This window comes from Chthoniobacter flavus Ellin428, from assembly GCF_000173075.1.
Lineage (GTDB): Bacteria > Verrucomicrobiota > Verrucomicrobiia > Chthoniobacterales > Chthoniobacteraceae > Chthoniobacter > Chthoniobacter flavus.
In genome coordinates this window covers 17,177-42,671 of the sequence record NZ_ABVL01000010.1, presented here as the reverse complement: position 1 = coordinate 42,671, position 25,495 = coordinate 17,177, and the positions used below count along the sequence as shown (strand labels likewise).

General features: G+C 60.6%; 23 protein-coding genes. 17 read left to right on the top strand and 6 right to left on the bottom strand.

From position 1 onward, the window contains the following. Positions 1 to 329 precede the first annotated feature (329 nt). Both CFE428DRAFT_RS33870 and CFE428DRAFT_RS16865 read right to left on the bottom strand, forming a co-directional pair. Complete coding sequence (locus tag CFE428DRAFT_RS33870) at positions 330 to 3,137, bottom strand: PAS domain S-box protein (RefSeq protein ID WP_049975668.1); 2,808 nt, start codon at positions 3,135 to 3,137, stop codon at positions 330 to 332. Positions 3,138 to 3,397: 260 nt separating this feature from the next. Then, entirely contained in the window at positions 3,398 to 6,865 is a 3,468-nt protein-coding gene (locus CFE428DRAFT_RS16865) for a pyruvate carboxylase (protein ID WP_006980811.1), read from the bottom strand. Between the two features lie 185 nt (positions 6,866 to 7,050). On the opposite strand from CFE428DRAFT_RS16865, the gene CFE428DRAFT_RS16860 reads away from it, so the two are divergent. The 4 genes from CFE428DRAFT_RS16860 (at position 7,051) to CFE428DRAFT_RS16845 (ending at position 9,814) form a co-directional block, all read left to right on the top strand. Beyond that, complete coding sequence (locus CFE428DRAFT_RS16860; protein ID WP_006980810.1) at positions 7,051 to 8,208, top strand: Gfo/Idh/MocA family protein; 1,158 nt, start codon at positions 7,051 to 7,053, stop codon at positions 8,206 to 8,208. Between the two features lie 225 nt (positions 8,209 to 8,433). Next, on the top strand, positions 8,434 to 8,685 hold the full coding sequence (locus tag CFE428DRAFT_RS16855; protein ID WP_006980809.1) for a GlsB/YeaQ/YmgE family stress response membrane protein: 252 nt from the start codon (positions 8,434 to 8,436) through the stop codon (positions 8,683 to 8,685). Positions 8,686 to 8,739: 54 nt separating this feature from the next. Continuing rightward, on the top strand, positions 8,740 to 9,312 hold the full coding sequence (gene miaE / locus CFE428DRAFT_RS16850; protein ID WP_006980808.1) for a tRNA isopentenyl-2-thiomethyl-A-37 hydroxylase MiaE: 573 nt from the start codon (positions 8,740 to 8,742) through the stop codon (positions 9,310 to 9,312). A 31-nt stretch (positions 9,313 to 9,343) separates the two neighbouring features. After that, on the top strand, positions 9,344 to 9,814 hold the full coding sequence (locus tag CFE428DRAFT_RS16845) for a hypothetical protein (RefSeq protein ID WP_006980807.1): 471 nt from the start codon (positions 9,344 to 9,346) through the stop codon (positions 9,812 to 9,814). Positions 9,815 to 9,938: 124 nt separating this feature from the next. Here the strand turns inward: CFE428DRAFT_RS16845 and dnaK are convergent, their stop codons facing one another. Together dnaK and CFE428DRAFT_RS16835 are read right to left on the bottom strand one after the other, a co-directional pair. Further along, positions 9,939 to 11,798 (bottom strand): molecular chaperone DnaK, encoded by a 1,860-nt coding sequence (dnaK, locus tag CFE428DRAFT_RS16840; protein ID WP_006980806.1) that lies wholly within the window; start codon positions 11,796 to 11,798, stop codon positions 9,939 to 9,941. 36 nt (positions 11,799 to 11,834) lie between these two features. Beyond that, positions 11,835 to 12,404, bottom strand: coding sequence for a hypothetical protein (locus CFE428DRAFT_RS16835; RefSeq protein WP_006980805.1), 570 nt, complete (start codon positions 12,402 to 12,404; stop codon positions 11,835 to 11,837). A gap of 117 nt (positions 12,405 to 12,521) precedes the next feature. Here CFE428DRAFT_RS16835 and CFE428DRAFT_RS37455 point away from each other — a divergent pair, with 117 nt between their 5' ends. The 9 genes from CFE428DRAFT_RS37455 (at position 12,522) to CFE428DRAFT_RS16790 (ending at position 21,023) form a co-directional block, all read left to right on the top strand. Further along, entirely contained in the window at positions 12,522 to 13,145 is a 624-nt protein-coding gene (locus CFE428DRAFT_RS37455) for a Cif family virulence factor (RefSeq protein WP_006980804.1), read from the top strand. Between the two features lie 7 nt (positions 13,146 to 13,152). Next, positions 13,153 to 13,869: a DUF1361 domain-containing protein gene (locus CFE428DRAFT_RS16825; protein ID WP_006980803.1), complete on the top strand. Its 717-nt coding sequence runs from the start codon at positions 13,153 to 13,155 to the stop codon at positions 13,867 to 13,869. 117 nt (positions 13,870 to 13,986) lie between these two features. After that, a complete protein-coding gene (locus tag CFE428DRAFT_RS16820) occupies positions 13,987 to 14,187 on the top strand; it encodes a hypothetical protein (RefSeq protein WP_006980802.1) in 201 nt (66 codons plus the stop codon). Positions 14,188 to 14,338: 151 nt separating this feature from the next. Then, positions 14,339 to 15,700: a tetratricopeptide repeat protein gene (locus tag CFE428DRAFT_RS16815; protein ID WP_157447549.1), complete on the top strand. Its 1,362-nt coding sequence runs from the start codon at positions 14,339 to 14,341 to the stop codon at positions 15,698 to 15,700. 9 nt (positions 15,701 to 15,709) lie between these two features. Continuing rightward, a complete protein-coding gene (locus CFE428DRAFT_RS16810) occupies positions 15,710 to 16,492 on the top strand; it encodes an ABC transporter substrate-binding protein (protein ID WP_006980800.1) in 783 nt (260 codons plus the stop codon). A gap of 48 nt (positions 16,493 to 16,540) precedes the next feature. Then, a complete protein-coding gene (locus CFE428DRAFT_RS16805; protein ID WP_006980799.1) occupies positions 16,541 to 17,524 on the top strand; it encodes a permease in 984 nt (327 codons plus the stop codon). A gap of 36 nt (positions 17,525 to 17,560) precedes the next feature. Continuing rightward, entirely contained in the window at positions 17,561 to 18,496 is a 936-nt protein-coding gene (locus tag CFE428DRAFT_RS16800) for a TIGR03943 family putative permease subunit (protein ID WP_006980798.1), read from the top strand. Between the two features lie 343 nt (positions 18,497 to 18,839). Further along, entirely contained in the window at positions 18,840 to 19,541 is a 702-nt protein-coding gene (locus CFE428DRAFT_RS16795; RefSeq protein WP_006980797.1) for a zinc ribbon domain-containing protein, read from the top strand. 69 nt (positions 19,542 to 19,610) lie between these two features. Next, the gene (locus tag CFE428DRAFT_RS16790) at positions 19,611 to 21,023 is read left to right on the top strand and encodes a proteasome accessory factor PafA2 family protein (protein ID WP_006980796.1); all 1,413 of its coding nucleotides are present in this window, start codon (positions 19,611 to 19,613) and stop codon (positions 21,021 to 21,023) included. A 407-nt stretch (positions 21,024 to 21,430) separates the two neighbouring features. Here the strand turns inward: CFE428DRAFT_RS16790 and CFE428DRAFT_RS16785 are convergent, their stop codons facing one another. Together CFE428DRAFT_RS16785 and CFE428DRAFT_RS16780 are read right to left on the bottom strand one after the other, a co-directional pair. Then, entirely contained in the window at positions 21,431 to 21,955 is a 525-nt protein-coding gene (locus CFE428DRAFT_RS16785) for a GYF domain-containing protein (protein ID WP_006980795.1), read from the bottom strand. A gap of 3 nt (positions 21,956 to 21,958) precedes the next feature. Further along, positions 21,959 to 22,504, bottom strand: coding sequence for a LysM peptidoglycan-binding domain-containing protein (locus CFE428DRAFT_RS16780; protein ID WP_006980794.1), 546 nt, complete (start codon positions 22,502 to 22,504; stop codon positions 21,959 to 21,961). 110 nt (positions 22,505 to 22,614) lie between these two features. On the opposite strand from CFE428DRAFT_RS16780, the gene CFE428DRAFT_RS37450 reads away from it, so the two are divergent. The 4 genes from CFE428DRAFT_RS37450 to CFE428DRAFT_RS16760 all read left to right on the top strand — a co-directional run bounded on the left by CFE428DRAFT_RS37450 (position 22,615) and on the right by CFE428DRAFT_RS16760 (position 25,399). Further along, on the top strand, positions 22,615 to 22,791 hold the full coding sequence (locus tag CFE428DRAFT_RS37450; protein WP_006980793.1) for a ubiquitin-like protein UBact: 177 nt from the start codon (positions 22,615 to 22,617) through the stop codon (positions 22,789 to 22,791). Then, positions 22,791 to 23,600 (top strand): 20S proteasome subunit alpha, encoded by an 810-nt coding sequence (locus tag CFE428DRAFT_RS16775; protein ID WP_006980792.1) that lies wholly within the window; start codon positions 22,791 to 22,793, stop codon positions 23,598 to 23,600. The genes CFE428DRAFT_RS37450 and CFE428DRAFT_RS16775 overlap by 1 nt, the downstream gene beginning before the upstream one ends. 184 nt (positions 23,601 to 23,784) lie before the next feature. Next, on the top strand, positions 23,785 to 24,567 hold the full coding sequence (locus tag CFE428DRAFT_RS16765; protein WP_006980791.1) for a 20S proteasome A and B subunits: 783 nt from the start codon (positions 23,785 to 23,787) through the stop codon (positions 24,565 to 24,567). A 70-nt stretch (positions 24,568 to 24,637) separates the two neighbouring features. Further along, entirely contained in the window at positions 24,638 to 25,399 is a 762-nt protein-coding gene (locus tag CFE428DRAFT_RS16760; protein ID WP_006980790.1) for an N-acetylmuramoyl-L-alanine amidase family protein, read from the top strand. The last annotated feature ends 96 nt before the right edge of the window (positions 25,400 to 25,495 follow it).

The window sequence follows — 25,495 nt, the reverse complement described above, 5'->3', positions numbered from 1 at the left end:
GCCTCGCATTTTTAGGCATAAAGGTTCCCGATTCGCGGAGAGCGCACCCGCGCGGAGCGGCGACTAAACAAATTTTAAACGCAGAGTGAGGTGCGCGGCGAAGCCGCAACCAAAGAAATTTTTAAACGCAGAGGCCGCAGAGGCGCAGAGAAGAAGTGTGGAGGGGTGCTACCTCGCCAGATAGGAGGGCAGCGGTTCATTCCCATTACTCCTATTCTTCCTATATCTCCTATTGGTCCTAGCGCTCAGGCGGGCCTCCTCCGTGAATAGGAGGAATAGGAACTATAGGAAGAATAGGAGCCCTAGAAACCCGCCCTCCTCTCAAATCCTCAAAACGGCTCGTCCAGACACTTGCGGATCGTGTCGAGCACCTCGTTCAGCGAGCTCGGCTTCTGCACAAAGTTGATCCCCTCCTGCAAACGGATCGCCCCACCGGCCAGTTCGGAGCTGTAGCCGCTGGTGAAGACGATCTTGAGATTCGGCTGAATCATCCGCAATTGGTCCGCCAGCTCGCGGCCGCCGATGCCGCCGGGCATCACGATATCGGTGAAGACCAGCTGGATCTTGTCGCCGTGCTCGCCCCACACTCGCAGGGCCTCGGTGCCGCTCACCGCCTCGAGCACCTTGTATCCATGCCGCTCGAGCATGCGTTTTGACACTTCCCGCACCGACGCTTCGTCCTCCACGAGGAGAATCGTTTCGTGGCCACCACGCGGGCGCGCCGCCGCCGCCGCTTCCGAAGGCAATTCGTGTCCCGCCTCACACGCTGGAAGGAAAATGCGAAACGTCGTCCCCTGCCCGATTTCGCTATAAACGCGAATCCAGCCACGGTGCTGCTTCACAATACCAAAAATCGTCGCCAGGCCGAGACCCGTCCCCTTGCCCGGCTGCTTCGTGGTGAAGAACGGCTCGAACAAATGCGCCTTCACGTCCTCGGTCATGCCCATGCCGGTATCGCTCACCGCCAGGACCACATGCATCCCTGAGGAAGCATCCGGACTCGCCCGCAACTCATCCTCGGTGATGTGCCGCTCGGAAGTCTCGATCACTAGGCGGCCACCCGCCGGCATCGCGTCGCGCGCGTTCACGGCCAGATTCATGATGACCTGATCGAGCATGCCCGGATCGGCGTGCACGACCAGCGCGCTCGGGTGCAAATGCAACTGCACCTTCACGTCCTCGCCCAGGATGCGTTGCAGCATTTTCGCGAGCGTGGTGACGATGCCATTGACATCCACGCGGCGCGGCTGCATCACCTGGCGGCGGCTGAAGAGGAGGAGTTGCCGGGTGAGCGCCGCGGCTTTGTCGGCAGCGGCGCCGATCACCTGTAATCCTTCGCGGGTATCGGCGGGCACGTCCTTCGCGGTGGCCGCAAGCTCCACTTCCATCATCACCGCGGCGAGGATGTTATTGAAATCGTGCGCCACACCGCCGGCGAGCTGGCCGATTGCTTCCATCTTCTGCGACTGGCGCAAGCGTTCCTCGATCTGCCGACGTTCCGTGATGTCTTCGGCCACGCCCGCGACACGATAGACGTGTCCTTGATTGTCACGGATCGGAAAAGCGCGGTCGTGAATCCAGCGCACCGAGCCATCGGGCCGAATGATGCGATACTCCTCGTCGTACTGGTCCGCGCCGTGATTCAGCGTCGAGCGATTCGGCACCCGCTCCCGGTCGTCGGAATGAATCGCGTCGAACCAGGCGGCCGGCGAGCGATACAACGCCTCGCTGGATCGCCCCCAAATTTTTTCATACCCCGGGCTGATGTAGAGCAGCCGCCCATCCTTCGCATCGAGCATCCAAAAGACTTCCTGGATATTCTCCACCACCTGGCGAAAACGCTCCTCGCTCTGCCGCATGGCATTCTCGGCCTGCTTGCGCTCGGTGATGTCCACGTCCATGCAAACGAACATCGGCACCCCGCCGAAACCGGGAATCTCGAAGATCGTGGAAATGCTCCAGCCTTCGCTGCCGTCGCGGCGGCGGAAATGATACTCCAGCGGGCCGAGTGATTTACCGGTGCCGGAAAGCTCCCGCAGAAGCTGGAGAAACGATTCCGCCTCCTCGGGCGTGTGGATGAGTTGATCGAGCGTTTTGCCGATCGCTTCGTCGATCTCCCAGCCGAACATGCGCGTGGCCGCTTCATTCCAAAAGCGCACCCGGCCCGCCATGTCGTAGAGTTCGACCGCCACGTTGGGCGTATTGTGAATGATGGCGTGCAACCGCGCTTCACTGGCCTGCAGCTCTTCTTCGCTGCGCTTGCGCGTGATGGCGAGACTCACATAACTCGCGGCTGCCTCGATCGCCTCGATATCCCGGGCCTCCGGAGCACTCGGTTCTCGATGATAGATGGCAAACGTGCCCAGCACTTTTTTGTCCGAAGAAAACACCGGCTGCGACCAGCACGCCCGGACTTTCGCCTTTTTTGCGAGGTCGACATATTTCGCCCAAAACGGATGCGTGTGGATATCCTCGACGATGGTCAATTTCCCCAGATAGGCCGCCGTACCGCAGGAGCCCACGCCGTCGCCGATCTCCACACCATGCACGGCGTCATTGAAGAATTCCGGCAAATTCGGAGCGGCTCCGTGCACCAGACGTTTCCCGCTATCATCGAGCAAGAGGATCGAGCAAATCGCGCCTGGAATTTCCGCCTCCACGGCGCGGACGGTGAACTCCAGAATCTCCTGTAAGGGCGCCCCTGAATTCAGCAGTTCCAGGACGCGCAAACGGTCGCGCTCGCGGCGTTCGACCCGCTTCTGTTCGCTGAGATCCCGCACCGAGACGATCACGAGGCTGCCGCGGTGGGTTTCCAGCGGACTGAGGCCCACATCCATCACAAACTCGCTGCCGTCGCTGCGTCGCCCGCGCAGATCCAGTTCGCCTCCCCCATGGCGGGCACGCGAGTTTTTCGCGGAATGTTCCTGATGCCGCGCGTGTTGCGCGTGGAGATTGTCCGGAATCAAAAGCTGGATCGGCTTGTGCAACAAATCATCCGGCCGATAACCAAAAACCCGCCCCGCCTGCGCATTGGCAAAAACGATCGCGCCTTGCTCATCCACAACCAACAATGCATCCGCGCTGGCCTCGACGAGCAACTGGAAAAAATATTCGGGAAGCTTGAGCTTGCCGCTCATGGGAGGTGTTTCCGTGGGGAGCTGCATCGGCGCGCGGCATATTGCCCGACCTTGGTTTCAAGGCAAGCGTTGCGTGGAACGGCTTACATGTAAAAGTGTCGACTACAGGCGCAAACGGAACGTCTCGAGAATGTTATAAAAGACATTCAGATATGAAAAACCGCTTATAAAAATTTCAATCAATGTAACTTATATAACACATTCACCACACCAAGAGTCCGACAAGAGTCGCAACGGGGCGAACGTCCTCGATGAATGTCCTAAGCGCGTAGCTTGAGCACGAGATCACTCGCTTCGAGCGAATCGCCAACGACCACCGCGACCTCGGCGATCACGCCATCGGCCGGAGCATAGATCGTCGTTTGCATCTTCATCGCCTCGAGCGTCACGAGCTTGTCGCCCTTCGCCACTTTGCCGCCAAGCGTGGCGCTCATCGCGGTGACCATGCCGGGAATCGGCGCGCCGAGTTGCAGCGGATCATTGGCATCCGCCTTCACGCGGGACTTGCTCTTCGGCGCGACGGATTTATCCGCCACCGAAGCTTCGCGCGGCATACCATTGAGCTCGTAACTGATCACCCGACGACCTTCCTTGTCCGGCGCACCGACGTTGATCAACTTGATGAAGAGCACCTTGCCTTCCTCGATCGGGACGCTGATTTCCTCGCCCGGCTTCAAGCCGTAGAAAAACGCCGGCGTCGGCAACGCGCTCACGTCGCCGTACTCGCGCTGGAATTTCGCAAACTCGGCAAACACGCTCGGATACATGAGGTGCGAGAAGAGATCGTCCTCGCTCGGGTCGCGCTTCGTCTTCGCCGCCACTTCCGCCTTGGTTTCTTTGAGTTTCACCGGCGCGAGTTTCGCGCGCTTCGGCTTCGTCGTGCCGAGCACCGCCTTGACCAGGGCGGGCGGCCAGCCACTCATCGGTTCGCCAAGGCCGCCGCTGAGCATATCGATGACACTCTCCGGCCAGCTCGTGCCGGGCGGCAGGTTCACCACATCCACGGGCTTGATGCCCCGCGTGAAAAGGAAGAGCGCCATGTCGCCGACGACCTTGCTCGACGGCGTGACTTTCACGATGTCGCCGAAGAGGTCGTTCACCTCGCGGTAAGTGCGTGCGATTTCCGGCCAGCGGCCGCCAAGGCCCATCGACGCTGCCTGTTCCTTCAGGTTCGTATACTGACCGCCGGGCATCTCATGCAGATAGACCTCGGCGCTGCCCGATTTCGGCGCCGTGTCGAACGGCGCGTAGAAGCCGCGGACCTGCTCCCAGTAGTCGCTGAATTGATTGAGCGTATCGAGATTCAAGCCGGTGTCGCGTGGCGTATTCTGCAGCGCGGCGACCACGGAGTTGAGATTCGGCTGCGAAGTCGAACCGCTCATCGACGCGATGGCGAGGTCGACCACGTCACAACCCGCATCCGATGCGCGCAGGATGGAGGCCGCATTGATGCCGCTCGTGTCGTGGGTATGGAAGTGCACCGGAATGCCGATCTCTTCCTTCAGCGCCTTGACCAGCGCGCTCGCGGCGTAGGGCCGGCACAGACCGGCCATGTCCTTGATGCACAGGAAATGCGCGCCCATTTTTTCGAGCTGCTTCGCCAGGCCGACATAGTACTTCAGCGAATACTTCGACCGTTGCGGATCGAGAATGTCGCCCGTGTAGCAGATTGCCGCTTCGCAAATGCCGTGCGTATCCTGCACTGCTTCCATCGCGGCTTTCATGTTCGAGAGATCGTTCAGCGAATCGAACACGCGGAAGATATCCATGCCACACGCCGCGGCATGCTTCACGAAGCCGGCCACCACGTTCGACGGATAGCTCGTATAGCCGACCGCATTCGCCCCGCGCAGGAGCATCTGGAAAAGAATGTTCGGGATGCGCTCGCGGAGCGACTTCAGGCGCTGCCACGGATCTTCGCTGAGGAAGCGCATGGAGGTGTCGAAGGTCGCGCCTCCCCACATTTCGAGCGAGAAAAGCTTCGGCGTGCGGCGCGCCACGGCATCGGCAATGGCCAGCATGTCGGTGCTGCGCACGCGCGTGGCCATGAGCGACTGGTGGGCATCGCGGAAAGTCGTGTCGGTGACGAGCAAGCGCTTCTGCTTCAGCGTCCACTCGGCAAATTTCTTCGCCCCCATTTCGAGCAGGAGCTGGCGTGTGCCGCTCGGCGGTTCCTGCTTGCGATCCCATGAAGGCAGCGGCGCGGGCTCCATCGGCGCCGTGGGCTTGTAGCCCTTGGCGTGCGGGTTGCCGTTGACGATGACGTTGCCGAGGAACTGCAGCAGCTTCGACGCGCGATCGCGGCGCGGCTTGAACTCGAAGAGTTCCGGCGACGTATCGATCATCGTCGTCGTCGCCTGCCCCTCACGGAAAATCGGGAAATGAATGACGTTCTCGAGGAACGGGATGTTCGTCTTTACCCCGCGGATGCGGAACTCACGTAGCGCGCGATCCATGCGGTCCAGCGCCATCTCGAAGGTCTGCCCGGTCGCGGTGATCTTCACCAGCAACGAGTCGTAGAACGGCGTGATCACCGCGCCGGCATCGCCCATGCCCGCATCGAGGCGGATGCCAAAGCCTTCCGCCGGACGGAAGGTGATGATTTTGCCGTAGTTCGGCGTGAATTTGTTCTCCGGGTCCTCGGTCGTGACACGGCACTGCACCGCGAAGCCCATGCGCGGAATGGCGTCCTGCTTCGGCAACCCGAGCTCGGAACCATGCAGCTTCGCCCCTTGGGCGATGAGAATCTGCGAGCGCACGAGATCGATGCCGGTGATCTGCTCAGTGACCGTGTGCTCGACCTGAATCCGCGGATTCATCTCGATGAAGAACCAGTCCTTCGTGTCGAGGTCGTAGAGGAATTCGATGGTGCCCGCGTTGTCGTAGCCGATCTCCTTGGCGATGCGTGCCGCGGCGTCGCAGAGCTCGTGGCGCACGCGGTCGTCGAGTTCGATGGACGGGGCGATCTCGACCACCTTCTGGTGGCGGCGTTGCACCGAGCAATCGCGCTCGTGCAGATGCACCACATTACCGTGGCGATCGCCGAGCACCTGCACTTCGATGTGCTTGGCGCGCGGAATGTATTTTTCGAGAAAGACTGCCGGATTGCCGAAGGCACGCTCCGCTTCACCCTGCGCTTCGTCAAGCAAGGCATCCAGGTCGCCCGCCTTGTGCACCACGCGCATACCGCGTCCACCGCCGCCGAAGGCCGCCTTGATGATCAACGGGAAACCGATATGCGCCGCGATCTTCAGCGCCTCCCCGCGATCGCTCACGGGGTCTTCGGTGCCGGGCAGCGTCGGGACCTTCAGCTTCTGCGTCAGCGCCCGGGCCGCGACCTTGTCACCCATGAGCTCGAGCAGTTCCGCTTTCGGTCCAACAAATTCGATCCCCGCATCCCGGCAAGCCCGGGCAAATTTCGCATTCTCCGAAAGGAAACCGTAGCCCGGGTGAATGAGATCCACGCCGTGCTCCTTGGCGATAGCCACGATCCCTTCGATATCCAGATATGCCCCCACCGGCCCCTTGCCCTCGCCTACCAGATACGCCTCGTCCGCCTTGAAGCGGTGCATGGAAAAACGGTCCTCCTGCGCATACACCGCCACCGTGCGCAACCCGAGTTCCGTAGCCGCGCGAAAGACGCGAATGGCTATTTCAGAACGGTTGGCAACGAGCAGCTTCTTCTGGCGTGGCGACTGGGCGGACTGTGACGAACGGGGTGCGGACATGGGAAAAGGGGTCTGAGGTTGTAAAGGCATCCCCGCGTGGAACGCCAGCGGATAAGCGGTAGAACTTCAATGTCCTCAGAACGGCACGGCAGGGACGGCACAACACGCAAGAAAGAGCTTGCCCCCTTATTTCCCGGCCAGCGAACCTGACTGCCCCTCAAACCCGTCTTCATTTTCCGCTTTTTATGTCCAAAGTACGTCTCGGCATCGTCGGTCTCGGCAATATCGGCAAATTTCACACCGGCTATCTGCTGGAAGGCAAAATCTCGCGCTGCGAACTCGCGGCGGTGAGCGATGCGTATGCACCGAGCCTCGAAGCATTCAAGGCCAAGGGCATCCCAACCTTCGAGAAATGCGAGGACATGATCCGCTCCGGCAAGATCGACGCCATCGTCGTGGCCACGCCGCACTTTCTCCACACCACCCTCGGTATCGATGCGCTGCAAAACGGCCTGCACACGATGATCGAAAAACCGATCTCCGCGCAAAAGGCCGATGCCGAACGCCTCTTCGCCGTCGCCAAGGAACACCCGAAGCAGGTCTTCGCCGGCATGTTCCAGATGCGCGTCGAGCCGCGTTACATCAAGTTACGCAAGCTCATCGCCGAAGAACTCGGCCAGCTCGTGCGCGTCAATTGGATCATCACTGACTGGTTCCGCACCGAGGCCTATTACGCGAGCGGCGGCTGGCGCGCCACGTGGAAGGGCGAGGGCGGCGGCGTGCTGCTGAACCAATGCCTGCACCAGCTCGACATGCTCCAGTGGCTTTGCGGCCTGCCCTCGAAAGTGCGCGGCTTCTGCCAGCTCGGCCAGTTCCATGACATCGAAGTGGAAGACAGCGTGACCTGCTATCTCGAGTGGGCCAACGGCGCGACCGGCGTCTTCATTTCCTCGACCGGTGAAGCACCGGGGACGAATCGGTTCGAACTCGTCGGCACCCGCGGCAAAGTCGTGCTGGAAAACAACAAACTCACCTTCACCCGCAACGACGCGGACATGATCGAGTTCAGCAAGACATCGAAGAGCGGCTTCGCCAAACCCGACGTCTGGAACGTGGAGATCCCCTTCGACACGGTCGCCAACGCCCACGCGGTGCTGATGCAAAACTTCGTCGACGCCATTCTCGACGGCACGCCGTTGCTCGCCACCGGTTACGATGGCATGGGCTCGGTGGAACTGGCCAATGTGCTGCTCTACTCCTCGCTCATCAGCCAGACCGTCGACCTGCCGATGGATAGCAAAGCTTGGGAAACGAAGCTCAACGAGCTCATCGCCAACTCGAAGCACCAGAAGAAGGTCGTGCAGACGCAGGTGGAGGATTTTACGAAGTCCTTCCGGAAGTAAGACGCCAGGCTCGCGCCAGAGACGCGAAGCGCTACTTTCCGAAATCCGGGATAGAGGGAAGAATAGGACTTATGGGAGTCCTATTTCTCCTATCATTCCCATTCCTCCTATTCCATCCCGCAGCGGGCGGCTCGCCCTCCGCAATCCTCTGGACGGCACGGTGGGATCGCTTATCCTCTCCGAAACGCGGTTCGGACCATAGGCATACCTTAAACACACCCACCTATGCTGCACATCATCTGGTCAATCATCGTTGGCTTCATCATCGGCTTCGTCGCGAAACACCTCTACCACCCGGCCGAGCATCTCGGCTTCTGGATGACCTCCCTGCTCGGCATCGCCGGCTCGATCATCGGCGGGCTCATCGCGCGGCTTTTCTCGAAGCCGAAGCCGGGCGCACCTTTTCATCCCGCCGGTTTCATTCTTTCGATCATCGGCGCGATCCTTCTGCTCTTCATTTACGCCAAACTGCAGTAGCGCCGGCGCATAGATCGGCTTGCCGAAGGGCGCGTCGCACGGCATGGAAAGAACATGCTCCTTTGGCGCGAAAAAATTCCTGATACCTGGCTGCCGCAAATCCGCGCGAACCTTGCGCCGGTGCTACTCGACCATGCCTATCTGGAGCGCAAGGCAGCAACCACCGCACTGAACCTCGAAAAATACGAGGAATTGCGGGACCACTTGAGCGAGCTCAATGCCATCGCCATCGAAGAGCTCCAGCATTTCGAACTCGTGCTGCGACTGCTGCGCGAGCGCGGTATCCCTTTCGGCCATCCGAAACGCAGCCCGTGGATTTCGGGAATGATGAACGCCGTGCGCAAAGGACGGAAGCAGCAGGTCATCGATCACCTCGTCGTCTGTGCGCTCATCGAAGGACGCAGTTGCGAGAAGTTCCAGATCCTCGCCGAAGGCGTCCGCGACCTCGACGCCCCGCTGGCCGATTTCTACGCCAGCCTCGTGGAGAGCGAAGGCAATCACTACGCCAGCTATCTCATCATGGCCCGGCACATCGACGAACCGGAAGCCGACCGCCGTCTCGACTTTTTCCTCGACCTCGACGCCCAGCTCATCCGCGTGCCGAATCCGTCGCCGATGCTGCATTGAGCAAGGCTATCGTCGCATCGCTCGCTTTCTTATGACCGTAAAATTGCTCGGCAGACTCTTTGGATTTTTACTGATCATCTGCTGCTTCTACTACTCAGTACAGGCGGCAGACTCCGATGCGGCACCAAAAAAATTCTCCGCCGCCATTGGAGGATTCCTCACTGGATTCTGGGTCGTCGAAATGACCGCGCCGGACACATTGGTCTACAGCCACAGTTCGCTTCCTTCCCGGGATAGCCACAGTAGCGAGCGCAGCACAATCAAGGTTACCGACACACAATGGAAGACCTTCCGCGCGCATTTGAACGCCGCCAAGGTATGGTCTTGGAAAAACGAATATGTGAACGATGGCGTCGTCGACGGCACGGTCTGGCAGTTCACTGCCGATTTTGGCGATGTCAGGATCGAAGCCAAGGGGCGCAACGCCTACCCCAACCAATCTCAATTCGATGCCATGCTCGCCAGCGTGCGGGAGTTGCTCAAAAGAGAAGAGTTTCGGTAAGCGCGGAACGGGCTGTTGCATCAGCTACCGGTGCTTACGAACTGCGTTGAGCGAACTACAACGCTTGCGTTTTGGAGTGCGCGCGCTGCAGCTCGCTCTTTCGAATTCGTGGGCGCTGCCTATCCTACCGCCCGCCCGCTTTCATCGCCTGCTCAATCAGCAAGGTCGCCAGCCGCTGCGTAGCTTCGTCGAGGGCAGCGTTGGCGCGTTTGAGGCGGTGCGGCTCACCCGCGGCGAGGGCGGCTTCGACTTCGGCGTTGGCAGCGGAGATCTGGGTGCGCTCTTCGTCGGTGAGTTGATCACCGACCTTTTGCAAGGCGGCGCGGACGGCGGGCAGGAGTTCATCGGACTTGAGTTTGGCCTCGGTGAAGACGCGGTCGCTCATGTCTTCGAAGGCGTGTTCGAGTGATTCCTCGAGCATTTTCTCGACGGCTTCGTCGGAGACATCGATGGCGCTGCTGACCTGTACGATTTTCTCCGCACCGGTCTTCGTATCGCGGGCGAGGACGTGGAGGATGCCATTGGCATCGATCTCGAATTGCACACCGACCCGGGCCTGGCCCTTCGGCGCGCGCTCGAAATCGAGGGTGAATTCACCGAGCGGCCAGTTGTCCCTGGCGATCTCGCGTTCACCCTGCAGCACTTTGATGAGCATGGATTGCTGCCCGGCCACGGCGTTGGTAAACATCTCGCCGGTCTTGATGGGAATGGTCGAGTTGCGCGGAATGATGACGTTCATCAAGCCACCAAACGTCTCGATGCCGAGCGACAGCGGCGTGATATCGAGCAGCACGACATTCTGCACTGCGCCGCTGAGAATGCCGGCCTGGATGGTCGCGCCGAGAGCCACGGCTTCATCCGGATTTTGCGAGACGTTCGGTTCGCGGCCGAAAATCTCCGCCACGAGACGGCGGACGAGCGGCATGCGCGTCTGGCCGCCAACAAGGATGACGTCATCGAGTTCGGCGGGCGTGAGTTTGGCATCGGCCAAAGCGCGGCGGCAATGCCAGCGGGTCTTTTCGACGATCGGCGCGGCGATGGTTTCGAGTTCGGCGCGCGTGAGGGTAAGCGAAACGCTCTGTGCGCCTTCGATAAAGGGAAGGTCGATCGTTACTGACTCCTCCGAAGAGAGCCGATGCTTCGCCACGATAGCGGCTTCGCGCAGGCGGGCGAAGATACTCGGAGGAATGCGCTCCTGCGCGTCCCCGTCCTTTTCCGGAGAAGTGGGAACGCGGCTCGCCCGTTGGCCATCCTCCTCTATTCCCCTCCGCCACCTCGGCCGGAGCGCGTCCCTCCGTAGTTTTTCGATCAGCGCGTTGTCGATGTCGTCACCGCCGAGCCGCGTATTGCCGTTGGTCGCGAGGACCTGGAAGACGCCTTGATTCAACTCGAGAATCGAGATGTCAAAGGTGCCGCCGCCGAGATCGAAAACCGCGATCTTTGCCCGATCGCGCAGCTTATCCAATCCATACGCCAGCGCGGCAGCGGTGGGCTCGTTGACGATGCGCTCCACAGTGAACCCAGCCAGTTCGCCCGCCGCCTTGGTGGCATTGCGTTGCGCGTCATTGAAATAGGCGGGCACGGTGATGACCGCCCGCGTGATTTCAGTGTCGAGCGCCCGCTCGGCATCGACGCGCAGCTTTTTCAAAACCAACGCGGAAATTTCCTCCGGAGTATAATCGCGATCCCGCATCCGCACCCGCACCGGCGCGCCTTTTTCCCCAGCCAGTGGGTAGCTCACGTCGTCGGCTTCCTCGCCCACCCGTCGACCGATGAAACGCTTGATCGAATAAACCGTGTGCTCGGAATCAACCGCGCGCGTCCGCGCCGCGGCACGACCGACCAGCGGTTCGCCACTCGCAGGAAAGTGCACCACCGATGGCGTCAGGCGCTCGCCGTCGGCATCCGCGAGCAGGATAGGAAAACCGGCGTCCATTGCGCCGATGAGAGAATTGGTAGTACCGAGGTCGATGCCGACGATCATGCGGGAAGATGGCGGAAGCCGGGCGCCGGATGCAACCTATTCACCCAATCGGAACAGGTCCTCGCGCAACTGCGCCTGCCACTTGGCCAAAAACGCGAAGCGTTGCTGCAAGGCGGCCAGTGCCGCGCGAGTCGCCTCATCGCGCGTCTCCCATTCCGCATCTACCGCCCGCAATTCCTCCCGAGCCGCCGCTTCCGCCCCTCCTAGCGCGACGAGAATGGTCTCCAATTCCTTCCGCTGCGCCGCGCGATCCCCCACCAGCAGTGCCCGGGCCAATGGCGATTGCGCTGCCGCTTCTTTTTTCGCCAACGCCGCGCCCGCCTGCCGCAGCGCAGCGATTTTGCCAAATAAATCTGCCAATTCCGGCGCGATACCGATCGCCGCCGGCGCCGTATTCGGCCACTCCAGCTCCAGCAAATGCCGTAGCCGCGCCGCCGGATCGCGCAACACCGCATAAGCCGCATTTAACGCCGACGCCTCGTCCCCACTGCCTCCCACCACATCCGGATGCTGCTGCGCCGTCGCCCGATGAAACGCCTCCTTGAGGACGTCTTCATCGAACCACGGACGGCGCAGTTGGGCGAGAATGGTAAAATGATCGGACATGCGCCCCGAGTGCGAGCAGGCCGCCTCGCCACAGGCAAGGATATTTCGAGGCAACACGTCGTAAACGCCCTTTGCCCACAAGCTCCCTTTGCGCTATGGACGGAGCGCACTCCTTTTATGAAGTTCTTTTTCGTCCCTTTGTTTGCCGCCCTGCTACTCCCCTTCGTCATGGGAGGCTGCGAGAAACCTGCTGCGCAGGGACCGGATCCCAAGGTGCTTTCCCAAGTGATCGAGGACAATGCCAGGGCCTTCAACAACAAGGACGTCGATGGCGTGATGGCGACCATTCATCCGAAGATGGAGCATTTCGCCGACCTGAAGGATTTCATCGCGCAGACGTTCAAGGCCGTGACCCTGAAGGTGGCAGTGAGCGATTTGAAAGTGGTGACTTCCTCGCCGGAAGAGGCGCGGGTGAGTTTCAAACAGACGACGGATAAAATAACCGATGCGGGGACCGTGCCGCTGAACGTCGTGGAAGGCGTTCACACCTTGCGTCCGGACGATGGGAAATGGAAGATTTTCGGGACGGTGAATACCAACGTCACTCGCCTCGACCAAAAGCCAGGCGAAGGCTCGGAAAACGCCGCCCCCGCAGCGGCGGCAGCTCCGGCGCCGGCTCCCGCTCCGGAAACGGCACCCGCACCCGCACCCGCGCCTGCACCGGCATCCGCAACATCCCCTTCTTCAGCCACGCCCGAGGCTCCCAAGCCGGCCTCACCGGTGGAAAAGCCGGCGCAATAGTCCCCCGATGGATGGACGTCTGATTCCTGACCACCGCGTGCGTGTCGCGGTGAAGGCGCTCATTTTTGCCTCGGTGCTCAGCCTCGTCATGCTGGCCGGTCGAATCGTGTTTAGCCACCGCCTGAGCATGGGCTTCTACGTCTGGAATCTCCTTCTCGCGTGGCTGCCGCTGATCTTCGCCCTTCGGGTCTATCAGCTCGTGGGCGAGCGTCCGGCGCGTTGGTGGTCGCTGGGAATCTGCGCGATCCTGTGGTTTCTGTTTTTCCCGAATGCGCCCTATATGGTCACGGATTTCCTCCACTTGTTCGGCCGGCAGCCAGTGCCGCAGTGGTTCGATATCGTGATGATGATGTCCTTTGCCTGGACGGGGCTGCTCCTGGGCTACCTCTCGCTGATGCTCATGCAGGAAACCGTCCGCGCCCGCCGCGGCTCGCGCTGGGGCTGGGCTTTCGCGCTGCTGATGCTGATGCTGGGCACTCTCGGAATTTATCTGGGCCGTTTCGCCCGCTGGAATAGCTGGGATGTGCTTTTGCGGCCCGACGGCTTACTCGGGCAGGTCAATCATCACCCCGCCTTGAAGCCGAACCCGGAGATGGCCGCCTTTATGGTCACGTTCCTCTGCTTTTCCCTGCTCTCTTACGCCACGCTTTATTCCCTTACCCACCTGCGCCATCACGAGCCGCCATCCCCGCCCCTGCCGCCCGAGCCATCGGCGGACATTTAGGCTCGAGACCGCACCGCCAGCTGTCCCTCCAAAGAAAACACGGTGTGCCAGGGTGAAAGATTTGTCCATTGCCGCGGCATGGACTATGCACTAGGTGTTTTTCCGATACCCCATCCAATGGCCCTTATTCGCAATATCTTTTGGATCGCAGTCTTCCTCGCGTCGACTTTCGCTTTCACCGTCCTTTTCGAGCATGGTCCGACGGATTTCGTCCAGAATGCCAAAAAGGAAGCCGACGTGCTGAAGCAGATGATGGGCGCCAAACCGGAGCGTCGCAAGGATGACAGCGACAAGCTGACGCCTCCGCTGCCCCGATAGGTCATCGTTTTTCAGAGGGGAAAAGGAGAAGTGCGTTTTTTGCCGCACGAGGCATTGTCAAATTTGGGAAGTCGATGTTACTTTGTCCGGCCCCAGATTTATGCCCATTACTACAGAGAAGGATCTTTCGGAAAATTCACGCGCTCTTTGGTTGAAAGCCGCCCACGCGGTTGAGCTGAAAAACTTTGGTTACGCCATCTCGCTGATCCAAAACATCCTGAAGGAGGCTCCCGGGTTTCTTGACGCGCGCAAAACGCTTCGCAAGGTCGAGATCATCGCCACCAGGGGAAAGAAGAGTTTTCTCAGCGGTCTTTCCACCGCCTCGCTGAAAGGAGCGGGCATGGTGAAGAAGGATCCGGTCGCGGCGATGGAGTTGGCGGAAAAGACCCTCGAGTCCGACCCCACGAATGTGCAGATCAATCATCTGTTGAAGGAAGCTTCCAAGGCGGCCGGCTATCCCGAGATCGCCGCCTTCGCTCTGGAGACGATCGTGGAAGCGAACCCGACCGACACGAAGACGATGCACGAGCTCGGCGAGCATTACCTCACCATGGGCCGCGCCGACGAAGCGGTGAACGTTTACAGCAAGATCGCGGAGATCAATCCCGGCGATCTCACCGCCGTGAAGCGCAGCAAGGATGCGGCGGCCACGGCGTCGATGAAGAAGGGCGGCTGGGACACGGCGCAGAGCTATCGCGACTTGATGAAGAACAAGGACGAGGCGATCTCGCTCGAACAGAAGAGCCGCGTGGTGAAGAGCGTGGAAATGATCGACGAACAGCTCGGCGAACTCACCCCGCAGTGGGAAGAGGCCCAGACGAATGTCGACCTCACCCGCCGCATCGCGAAGCTGTGGGAAGATCGTTTCGAGCAGCGCCAGGACGATGAGAGTCTCGATGGCGCCTACTACTACTATCACCACACGAATGAGTTGGTGGGTGGCTCCGATCCGGCCGTTGCGCGCAAGTTGAGCACCCTGCAGCTTCAGCGCATCGACATGCGCGTAAAAGCTCTCGAGGACTGGCTCGCGCAAGGTGGCGAAGGACACGATGAGGCCGAAGCCTACCGGAACGAACTGGCCGAATTGAAGCGGCACAAGGCCGAACTGCTCATCACCGAAGCCAAGAAGCGCGTCGAGCGCAACCCCACGGACCTGCAACTCCGCTTCGAACTCGGCGAGCAACTCGTGCGTGCCGCCCAATACACCGAGGCCATTCAGGAACTGCAGCGTGCGAAGCAGAACCCGAATGCCCGCCTCAAGGCGATGAATCTTCTCGGCCAGTGCTACACGGAAAAGAACATGCTCGACCTCGCGGTGAAGCAGTTTCAGGAAGCCGCCTCCGAGATGCTGGCCATGGACGCCACCAAGAAGGAGATCCTCTACAAGCTCGGCCTCGTCTTCGAACGCATGGGCAAGAAGGACGAATCGCTCAAGTGCATGAAGGACATCTACGAAGTCGACTACGGCTATCTGGATGTCGCCCAGCGGGTGGAACAATCCTACGGCTCGTAAACCGTCCACGTGCGCATCGTCTGCCTCAGCGCGGAAGCGGCGGACGTGTGTGCACGCCTCGGCGCTTGGGACGATGTCTTGGCCGTTAGCGCGTTTGCCTCGCAAGCGGGGCTGGCGCCGCGCCCAGTAATCGGTGGTTTTTCGACCACCGATTGCGATCGTGTCGCAGCCTTGCGACCGGATTTGGTGATTTGCTTTTCCGACGTGCAGGCGGAGATCGCCGCGCAATTGATCCGGCGCGGCTGCACGGTGCTCACGACTAATCAGCGAACCCTCGCAGAGATCGCTGAGGCCATCCGACTCATCGGCCGGGCAATCGGCCACGTGGCAGACGCCGAGCGGTTGGCTGCAGAATTCCTCGAAGAACTGGAAGCGTTGGAGGAAACGGACCCCGCCTCAAAACCCCGCGTCTACTTCGAGGAATGGCCAGACCCCTTGATCAGCGGAATCGCCTGGGTCGGCGAACTGATCGAACGCTGCGGCGGCGTGGACGTCTTCGCCACCCGTCGCGGCCGGGCTTCCACGGAACGAAGGGTCACCCCGGCAGAGGTCATCGCCGCCAATCCAGACATTATCATCGCCAGTTGGTGCGGCAAACGGGTCGATATCGATGCGATCCGCTCCCGCCCCGGTTTCGCGAAAATCCGCGCGGTCCAAGACAAGCAGATTCACGCCATCGACTCCGATCTCCTGCTCCAACCCGGCCCACGTGTCCTCGAGGGAGCGCGCGAATTTTGCCGCATTCTGAACGCGTGGCGTGCTTGCCTCCTCGTCCCCCCCAATTCACCGTAGCGCACTCTTTTCCCAAGATTTCGCCCTTCCCGTCGATTCTCCCTGCACATGCTAGCCGACCTTCCCATCTGGCTCCCCGATTTCGCCCACACGTTTCTCAGCGTTCTGTTCGAGGGCATTCCCTTTCTCCTGCTGGGCTCGCTCATCTCGGGCTTTGTCGACGTCTTTATTTCCTCCGAACGCATTGCCAGGCTGCTGCCGAAAAATGAGACTCTCTCGATCCTCATTTGCGGCTGGCTCGGAATGATTTTCCCGATGTGCGAATGCGGCAGCGTGGTGGTCATCCGCCGCTTCATCAAAAAAGGACTGCCGCTTTCCAGTGCAGTGACCTACATGCTTTCCACGCCGATCGTCAGCCCCATCGTGGCCCTCAGCACATTTGCCGCCTTCAAGGGCCAGCAGGCGTGGGAAATGACCATCCTCCGGCTCTGCTTCGGCTTCGGTGTCGCGGTCATCATCGGTTTCATCGTCCAGCGCCTCCCCGCTTCCTCGATCCTGGTCGCCGGTACCATGGGCGAAGCGACCGGGCGCCGTCGCGCCGGCCTGAGCGTGGCCGCGGCTCCGCCGAGCGGCACGGTCGATTTCTCCGGCATGGCGCAGTCCGCCAGTTTCGGCCAGAAAATGCTGCTCGCCACCCAATCGGCTACGGCGGATTTCCTCGACGTCACCTTTTTCCTCATCATCGGCACGGTCATCGCCGCCGCTTTTAAGACGGCCATCAATCAATCGTCCATTCTCCCCTTCGCGACCAATACCCCTGTCGCCATTGTCGCCCTGATGATCCTGCGTTCCGCGCTCTCGATTTGCAGTACCACCGACGCCTTCATCATCGCCACCTTCCGGACCTTCCCTTTCGCCGCCAAGCTGGCGGCCTTGGTCTTCGGCCCCCTCTTCGACTTCAAGCTCTTCTGGCTCTACAGCATGCTTTTCAAGAAACGCGCGGTCATCGCCCTCGGCATCGGGCTCTTCATCGGCATTTTTCTCATCTGCTGGCGTATCGCCCCGTTTTTCATGGCGCAAAAGCCCTTTTGAATTTTCCCCACCATCCGCTAGTCTAACGCACCACCTATGAACGCTGCCTTTCGCCGCTGGCTCCCCTGCATCACTCTCGCCGCGTGGAGCGCGATTCTCCTCATCTCTTGGGCAACCGGCCACATGCGCAGCCTCCTGACCCCCGATTTCCGCATTGGCGCGGTCGCCGCTGGCATCGTCATGGGCATCATGGCCCTGGTCTTCCTGCTCTTTCCGGCCGACGCCGCCTGCTGCTCCGCGGCGGAATGCGGCCATAGTTTTTTTAAGAGCTCCGCCGGCAAGGTCATCACCTTCCTCATCCTGCTCCTCCCGATCACCGCGGCGGCAATGTTCAACAAGGACAGCTACAGTGCCAACGTCATCAAGAATACCATCGCGGTGACTGATGCGACGCAGCTCGGTTTCAAGCCGCGGAATACTCCGATCACGCCGGTCGATATGCCGTTGCCGACGAAGAACGATCCGAATAGCGCGCAGGGGCCCGCTCCGGCCGCGGCCCAGACCACATCCACTGCGCAAACGCCTCCCGCTGCCCAGCCGCAAACTCCGGCTCAAACCGCGCAAGCTTCCCAGCAACCGCCGGCCCCGCAGGATTATCTTCAGCGCACGCCCGATGGCCACATCGTCGCCGAAGTGCTCGACCTGCTCTACGCCGCGCAGGACAACGCCTTGCGCAAGGATTTCGAAGGCAAGCCCGTCGAACTCATCGGCCAGCTCATGCCCGACGCGACGAACAACCCCGACGGCAAGCGCTTCAAGGCCGTGCGCATGTTCATGACCTGCTGCGCCGCGGACGCCCGTCCGGTGGCCGTGCTTGCCGAAAGCGGCGACAAGCCGTCCCTGCCCGAGATGACCTGGATCAAGATCACCGGCACCGCAACCTTCCCCGTCGAAAACGGCAAGCGCATCGCTATCCTCAAGGCGGACAAAGTGGAGAAGTGCAATCCGCCGGAAGAGACGATGCTGTACTGAGCGCGGAAGGTTGAGAGTTGAGAGTTGAGAGTTGAGAGTCCGCCGCGGGACCTCTTTCTAGCGGCGCTCCGCGCCGGATTAGATGGGGACGGCTGGTCGCAGCCGTCATTGGGTGGATACATTGCTTTGGAGTAAATTCATCGCCCCGTCCTGGCGCGCTGAGGCCAGGGCTCCCACCACTACACCGCGGAGCGGTCACGCCAGCGGCCAAGTGGCGGACTATCAACTATCAACCACCCACTATCAACTTTTCCGGACTCTCAACCCTCAACTATCAACTCTCAACTTTTCCCCTCCCCACCCATTGACGGCTTCCGCATCTTCCCGCAGTATTTGACCCCCAATGCTCCCGGAAATCGAAAAGCTGCTCGTCCTCCAAGATCGTGACCGAAAAATTCGCGCGCTGAAACAAGAGTTGAAGCTCGCGCCGCTGGAACGGAAGGAGTTCGAAGACAAGCAGGTGGATGCGATGAAAAAGCTCGAAGCGGAAAAGCTCAAGGCCAAGGAAATCGAGGTGGAGCGCAAGAAGCTGGAGAACGAAGTGCAGTCCAAGAAGGACACCATCGCCAAGTACCAGACCCAAAAATTTCAGACCCGTAAGAACGAGGAATTCCAGGCGCTGAACAATGAGATCAAGCGCTACGAAGGCGAGATCCAGACGATCGAAGATCGCGAACTGGAGCTCATGGAGAACGCGGACAAGATGAAGGTCCAGGTCGCCGAGACCGACAAGGAAACGCAGGCCGTGAAGGCGCAGGTCGAGCGGCAGCTCGCCCATATCACCTCGAAGATCGATGCCGTCGGTTCACAACTCAAGGAGATCGAAGCCGAGCGCACCAAGCTCGCCGCGGACGTCGACGAAGACCTGCTCGATATTTACAACCGTCTTTTCAGCAGCAAGAACGAAGCCGTCGTCGCGCTCGAGCACGACGTCTGCATGGGTTGCCATATGAAGGTTACCACGCAGACAGTAGTGCGTGTGAAAGGCAACCGCGAGATCGTGCACTGCGAGCAATGCGGCCGGATTCTCTATCCGGGCGAATGATAAAGTGAGCGTGAAAAATGACCTGCGCTCGACGACATTGACCGCAGTCATCCTCACACCTCACTTTTCATGAACCGCGTCGTCGGCATCGAAACTGAATACGGCTGCCTCGTCAGCGGCGAGGCGCCGCATGGACCCGACGCCTGGCCCGCGCGGGTGAAAAACTACCTTTTCAAAAAGGCCAGGGCGGGCGTCATCGACCTGCACTATCGCGATTACGAAGAGCCGCCGGGAAATGGCGGCTTTTTGCTGAATGGCGGTCGGCTCTACATCGACATGGGGCACCTCGAGTATTCCTCGCCGGAATGCCGCATGGTGGAGGACTCTGTCGCTTACGACCTCGCGGGAGATCAGTTGCTGCAATCCGCGCTCGAAGCGCTCGGCGTGAGCGAAGAGGTCGCCTTCATCAAGAACAACGTCGATCACCACACCGGCGCGACTTTCGGCTGCCACGAGAACTATCTCATGAAGCGCGAGCTGCAATTCAGCCCGCGCCTGCTCGGCACGCTGCTCTCCTTTCTCGCCACCCGACAGCTCTTCACCGGCGCCGGACGCGTGGGCCAGGCGAGCCCGCTGGCCTTTGATTTCGAGCCCATGCCCAATACCGGCCCGGTGTCGTTTCAGCTCAGCCAACGCGCCGATCACATCGTCAACGACATCTACCAGTGGGTGCAATTCAATCGCGCGATCATCAACGCGCGCGACGAACCGCTCGCGGATTATCGCAAGTATCGCCGGTTGCACTTGCTCGTCGGCGATTCGAATATGTCGCCCTTCGCCACCGCGTTGAAGATCGGCACCACCGCGCTCGTCCTCACCATGCTCGAGGAAGGCAGCCTGCCGGATGATGTCATCCTGCTCGATGCGGTGCTCGCCACCCGGCAAATCTCGCACGAAGGCACCGGCCACGCCGTGGTGCAACTCGAGGACGGCCGTACCCGCTCCGCGCTCGATATCCAGCGCGAGTTTCTCGCCCACGCGCGCCGCACCCAGTCCGGTCGCGACACGGAGACCGACTGGATCATGGACACGTGGGAATTCACGCTCGACGCCCTGGCCAACAAACCGGAGCTGCTCCTCGGTGGCGTCGATTGGGTTTCCAAGAAATGGCTGCTCGAAACCTTCCGTGAAAGCGAAGGCCTGACCTGGCAGGACCCTTGGCTGCAAAGCCTCGACCTCGAGTATCACAACATCAATCCCGCCAAGGGACTCTTCTTCGCCCTCACCGCCGCAAAGGGCATCGGGGAATTCAATCAACGCATGCGTCGCCCCGCTGCGACAAATCATCCCCCTACCGACACCCGCGCCTGCGGCCGCGGCCTGGCGGTTTCCATCTTTCAGGACCGCAAGCTGCCCTACGTCATCAACTGGGATTCCATCTCACTCGACAACACGCCGTATCTCCCGATGCCCGACCCATTCGAGACTTACGCCGGGCACGTCCACACCCTGCTGGAAGACCAGTTCGATCCGTTGGGATAGGAGAATCAATATTCCATCCCAGTATGGTCCCGCGGAGGAAATCGCGTAGCGATGCCGTGCCGGTAGCCGTGGCTTTCAAGCCACGGTAGGCGACGAAAGCTCGGTCGTCGCGTAGCGACGTTTGCCTCAACCAGAGAGATATACTCGTCGTACTCGACGGCGAAGGAGGGTGTTGGTCCCCTGTGTTCGACACCCATACGCCAACTTGAAGGCAAACGTCGCTACGCGACGATCACATGCTTGGGACGGTTCCGTGGCTTGAAAGCCACGGCTACCGGCACGGCATCGCTACGCGATTTAACTCGCAGCCCAGTTCTCTTCCTGCAGTCGATATCGGAGAACACGCAGAAGCGTATCCCTCCGTTGTTCCGCTTCGCCACTCACGGGCGACCTTGGCTTCCCAAAGCTTACAACGACGCCGCGCGCGTGATCTCGTTCAGCTTCGCTTCGAGACGTTCCACGAGATGCTCGGCCTGTTCGCGGGCGCGCCGTTCTTCCATCAGCGTCTCCTCGAGTTCACGCACCCGCTGTTGCAGATTGACGCGAATACTCGTGCGCACCGGTTGCTGGATACCGTCGTCTTCCTGGACTTCGACCTCCAGACCGGGGATGTCCCGGATCATCGTCACGGAACCGTCGCGGCAATTGGTCACCGGCGTCTCCCCACCGACCTCGCCGAGCATCAAAAACTCGCGCACCGCGCCCAGCGTGGTCGGGCCATAAAATTGATCCGGGCTCACTTCGATCAAGTAATCCATCCCCAGTTCCGGCACCATCGGCGCCTTCATCCAGGTCTTCTCGTCGCTGGAGACTTTATCCAGGGGGGATACCTGTGCGTCTGAAGCCCATTCGTGCAGTTGATCGAAGGTAATCGGCCCGAAAATCGTGCCGTCATCGTTCTTCATCAGATACCAGGTAGGAGCGGATTCCATAGTCTATGGGTTCTCTTTCTTATCGGTCGGTTCAGGGGTTTTGGCGGTAGGAACTGAAAGGATTTGACCGATTTGCAGCTTGCGTTCGTTATCGATCTTGTTGGCGTTTTTCAAGTCCGCAATTGAAATGTTGTAGTGTTTGGCGATCGAAGTGAGTGTTTCACCCTTGGTTACAACATGTTTCGTGCCCGGAACAGCCTCGGCTTTCGGAATTGCCTCGCCTTTAGGTGCTTCTGGAGCGGTTTCCGAGGTGGGCTTTGTCCCTTCGGCGGAAGCCGCCGGCACCGGTGAGGGCGCCGGCGCGGCCGTTGGCGGGACTTCATTGATCTTCACCGTCGGTTCGGGGACTTTCTGCGTTTCCAGCGCCTTCGTCAATTTCCCCACTTGCTCGGCGAGAATGGAGATCTGCCTGGACTGCGCCTCCACGGCCTGCCGCAACTCATCCAGTTTCTGAGTGGCCACTGCATCTTCCGCGTGCAGGCCCGGGACGGTGGCGAGGGATAGGCCCAAAGCCATGATCAAAGGGAGGAAACGACGCATGAAAATCATTTCTCACTTAAAGCTGCCGCTGGCAAGCGTGGCGCCAATTTTCAGCCCAATCTTGCGCGATTCGCCGCCTCGACCTTGCTCTTTTCGCGCCGCTCCATTAAGCTGGGTATATGCCTGACAGGACGCAACGACCCGTCGGCCCCGCTCCGTGGGGTCCGCAGCAGGGTGATGGAGGCGGGCCCAAGTCGCCCGACATCTCCAAGCCCGACACCAAGGATTTGCTCCAGCGCATGCGCCGGGTGGATCCCAACCAATCGAAGCGCTATCGCCAGCGCACCGGGCAGTAATGGAGCTCGATCCCGCGCGGCCATCGCTCTCGCCGGAGGCGGGAGATTTCGCGGCACTGCTGCGTGAACGTGGCCTTTATCCGCAAGTGCCTACGGCGATTTCTGCCGCGAGCCATCCTGCGCCCGGCGTGCAGACGCAGGCCACCACCATCCTCGCGTTCAAGTTCGCGGGTGGTGTGCTCGTGGCCGGTGATCGCCGCGCCACGGCGGGCAACTCGATCGTATACGATCGCGCGGACAAAGTGCTGGAGATCGATTCGCACTCGCTCATGGCCATCGCCGGCGTGCCCGCCACCGCTTGGGAAATGGCCCGTGTGCTCGAGCATTCGTTCCAATTCTACCGCCGCAGCCAGCTCCAGGAAATGAGTCTGGAGGGCAAGGTGCGCGCGCTTTCAAAATTGCTGCGCGACAACCTCAGCTTCGTCCTGCAAGGCGTCGGCGTGGTCGTCCCAATCTTCGCCGCCTACGACGCGGAGGCCCAACTCGCGCGGCTTTATTTCTACGACGCCATGGGCGCACAATTCGAGGCCGCCGATTTCGCCGCGACCGGCTCCGGCTCCCCCGCCGTGCGCAGCGTCCTCTATTACGAAAACACCTGGGGCAGCAAACCGCTCACCAAACGCCGCGAAGCCGAAGCCGTGGTGCTCGCCCTGCGCGCCCTCGACACCGCCGCGGAAAACGACACTGCCACCGGCGGCGTGGATCGGCGCGGCAAGGTCTATCCGATCATCAAGATCATCTCCGAGACCGGCATCCGCACCCTCGCGGAAAAAGACCTCGCCCGTGTCTTCAAGCAGAAGGTGACGTGAAGTGTGCCATGATGCCGAGCCAGCCAACGCTTGAGGTCGCCAGGGAGTCGCGGGAAAATTTTCCAGAAGGCAGGGTGGTTAAGCCGCTCGGACTTCGCGCGTTCCTGAGGTTCGGGCAAATCGTCGCCGGCATCTTTTGGCTGGGGCTTTGGCTGGTGGACCTTGCCAAATTCATTTCCCACTTATGATCGAGGAACCGTATCGCTGGGTCGAAGCCATCGCCAATCGGCGTGAATACATCGAGCACCAACTCTCCGGCGGCAGCCCCATCGCGGGGTTGAGTTACAAGGAGGGCATTCTGCTTTTCACGCTCGGGCGCGAGCGGCAGAAGCTGTTCGAGATTTATGATCGCATCGGGCTCGGGACGATCGGGCATCCGGGCGACATCGAGCGGCTGCGCATGACCGCCATCGAGATCACCAGCGCGGAAGGTTTCGCCCGCTCGGCGCACGATGTGTCGCTGCGCCGCCTGGCCAATTACTCGCTCTCACCCGCGCTGAAGACGGCCTTCGAGCAGGTCTACGGCGCGCCCTATCTCGCCCGCATGCTTTTCGCCGAACTTGGCCGCGGTGGCGCGTCGAATACCTTCCTGCGCCTCGACTATGACGGAGCGATCTTCACCAGTGGCGGCGCTTTCGGCCGGGCGCCCGAGGAGTTCGGGGTCATCTCCGGGACGGCCGCGTCCACGGCCAAAATGGAGCGGTTTTTGCGCGAGCAAAGCCTGCCTGCCTCGACCTTGGAAAAGGCCCTCGAAATCGCCCTCGACGCCTGGACCGTGGGCCACCTGACGCAGTCCGAGGAACCGTCCGATGAATTGCCTTCCGCCGAGGCCATCGCCAAGGCCCGTGAGGAGCAACTGGCCGCCTCTTCCATCGAAGCTGCAATCCTGACCGATACCGGCGCCCAGACTGTGACCTGGCGCTCCCTGCGCGATACAGAAATCCGCCCCCAACTCGAAAAGCGATAAGCTCTTTGTGAAGACGCCCCTTTCCAAAAGCGTGTTTGGCTTCGCGGCAGTTTTGTGCAAGGGTTTCCGTATGAAGAACGCCATGCCATGTGTGGGCCTCGTCGTTCTTGCGGGTTGTCTGACCTTTATCGTCGCTCCGGATGAAGGGCCATCCACGGAAGCGAAAATCGAATCGGCGCTCAATTCCTTTCCCACTGTGGTGATCGACCCCGGTCATGGCGGCAAGGACGAGGGTGCCAGCGGCAACGGTTTGGTGGAAAAAACGCTCAGCCTCGATGTCGCCCTCCGGGTCGAGAAGATCCTCAAGCCGTTCAATTTCCCGGTGGTGCTGACTCGCCGCGACGACACTTTCATCCCCTTGGAAGAGCGCGCGGCGATCGCCAATCGGCTGGATAACGCCGTCTTCGTGAGCATCCACTTCAATCATGCCAAGGACCGTGTCTCGACGGGCGTGGAAACCTTTTACGCCCCGGCCAAGGTGCCGCCCGATGGCTCCTGGACGTGGGTCGGCTTTTTCAACAAGCCGGATGCCCCTCCGCTGGACAACGGCGAGACGCTGGCCGGCTTCATCCAGGCGGCGCTTGTCTTGCGCACCGATGCGGTGAACCGGGGCATCAAGAGCCGCGAACTGTATGTCGTGCGGCACACCCGCTGTCCGGCCGTCCTCGTCGAGGGCGGATTCATCAATAATCCCCTGGAGGCAGCCCTGATCTCGAACGGCGAATACCGCCAGCGATTGGCCAGCGCCATCGCCGAGGGGATCATGAGCTACCAGAAGACCCGTCCGCAGCCCATCCAGACCCCGAGCAAACTGGCCAGGGCCGGGTTGTAGCCGAAGGTCCTCATAATCCTTAATCCTCAATTTTTAATCCTTAATCGTTAATCCTCCCGCGCGGCAGGGGGATTAAGGATTAAGGATTAACGATTA

What these genes read in the sequence shown, in the direction of transcription:
- miaE (WP_006980808.1), top strand. Translation starts at nt 8,740, where the DNA reads ATGCTCCTTTGGCGCGAAAAAATTCCTGATACCTGGCTGCCGCAAATC.
- CFE428DRAFT_RS16775 (WP_006980792.1), top strand. Translation starts at nt 22,791, where the DNA reads ATGGAGCTCGATCCCGCGCGGCCATCGCTCTCGCCGGAGGCGGGAGAT.
- CFE428DRAFT_RS16760 (WP_006980790.1), top strand. Translation starts at nt 24,638, where the DNA reads ATGAAGAACGCCATGCCATGTGTGGGCCTCGTCGTTCTTGCGGGTTGT.
- CFE428DRAFT_RS16845 (WP_006980807.1), top strand. Translation starts at nt 9,344, where the DNA reads ATGACCGTAAAATTGCTCGGCAGACTCTTTGGATTTTTACTGATCATC.
- CFE428DRAFT_RS16790 (WP_006980796.1), top strand. Translation starts at nt 19,611, where the DNA reads ATGAACCGCGTCGTCGGCATCGAAACTGAATACGGCTGCCTCGTCAGC.
- dnaK (WP_006980806.1), bottom strand. Translation starts at nt 11,798, where the DNA reads ATGATCGTCGGCATCGACCTCGGTACTACCAATTCTCTCATCGGCGCA.
- CFE428DRAFT_RS16860 (WP_006980810.1), top strand. Translation starts at nt 7,051, where the DNA reads ATGTCCAAAGTACGTCTCGGCATCGTCGGTCTCGGCAATATCGGCAAA.
- CFE428DRAFT_RS16800 (WP_006980798.1), top strand. Translation starts at nt 17,561, where the DNA reads ATGAACGCTGCCTTTCGCCGCTGGCTCCCCTGCATCACTCTCGCCGCG.
- CFE428DRAFT_RS16805 (WP_006980799.1), top strand. Translation starts at nt 16,541, where the DNA reads ATGCTAGCCGACCTTCCCATCTGGCTCCCCGATTTCGCCCACACGTTT.
- CFE428DRAFT_RS16865 (WP_006980811.1), bottom strand. Translation starts at nt 6,865, where the DNA reads ATGTCCGCACCCCGTTCGTCACAGTCCGCCCAGTCGCCACGCCAGAAG.
- CFE428DRAFT_RS16855 (WP_006980809.1), top strand. Translation starts at nt 8,434, where the DNA reads ATGCTGCACATCATCTGGTCAATCATCGTTGGCTTCATCATCGGCTTC.
- CFE428DRAFT_RS16820 (WP_006980802.1), top strand. Translation starts at nt 13,987, where the DNA reads ATGGCCCTTATTCGCAATATCTTTTGGATCGCAGTCTTCCTCGCGTCG.
- CFE428DRAFT_RS16780 (WP_006980794.1), bottom strand. Translation starts at nt 22,504, where the DNA reads ATGATTTTCATGCGTCGTTTCCTCCCTTTGATCATGGCTTTGGGCCTA.
- CFE428DRAFT_RS37455 (WP_006980804.1), top strand. Translation starts at nt 12,522, where the DNA reads ATGAAGTTCTTTTTCGTCCCTTTGTTTGCCGCCCTGCTACTCCCCTTC.
- CFE428DRAFT_RS16825 (WP_006980803.1), top strand. Translation starts at nt 13,153, where the DNA reads ATGGATGGACGTCTGATTCCTGACCACCGCGTGCGTGTCGCGGTGAAG.
- CFE428DRAFT_RS16765 (WP_006980791.1), top strand. Translation starts at nt 23,785, where the DNA reads ATGATCGAGGAACCGTATCGCTGGGTCGAAGCCATCGCCAATCGGCGT.
- CFE428DRAFT_RS16795 (WP_006980797.1), top strand. Translation starts at nt 18,840, where the DNA reads ATGCTCCCGGAAATCGAAAAGCTGCTCGTCCTCCAAGATCGTGACCGA.
- CFE428DRAFT_RS33870 (WP_049975668.1), bottom strand. Translation starts at nt 3,137, where the DNA reads ATGAGCGGCAAGCTCAAGCTTCCCGAATATTTTTTCCAGTTGCTCGTC.
- CFE428DRAFT_RS16785 (WP_006980795.1), bottom strand. Translation starts at nt 21,955, where the DNA reads ATGGAATCCGCTCCTACCTGGTATCTGATGAAGAACGATGACGGCACG.
- CFE428DRAFT_RS16835 (WP_006980805.1), bottom strand. Translation starts at nt 12,404, where the DNA reads ATGTCCGATCATTTTACCATTCTCGCCCAACTGCGCCGTCCGTGGTTC.
- CFE428DRAFT_RS37450 (WP_006980793.1), top strand. Translation starts at nt 22,615, where the DNA reads ATGCCTGACAGGACGCAACGACCCGTCGGCCCCGCTCCGTGGGGTCCG.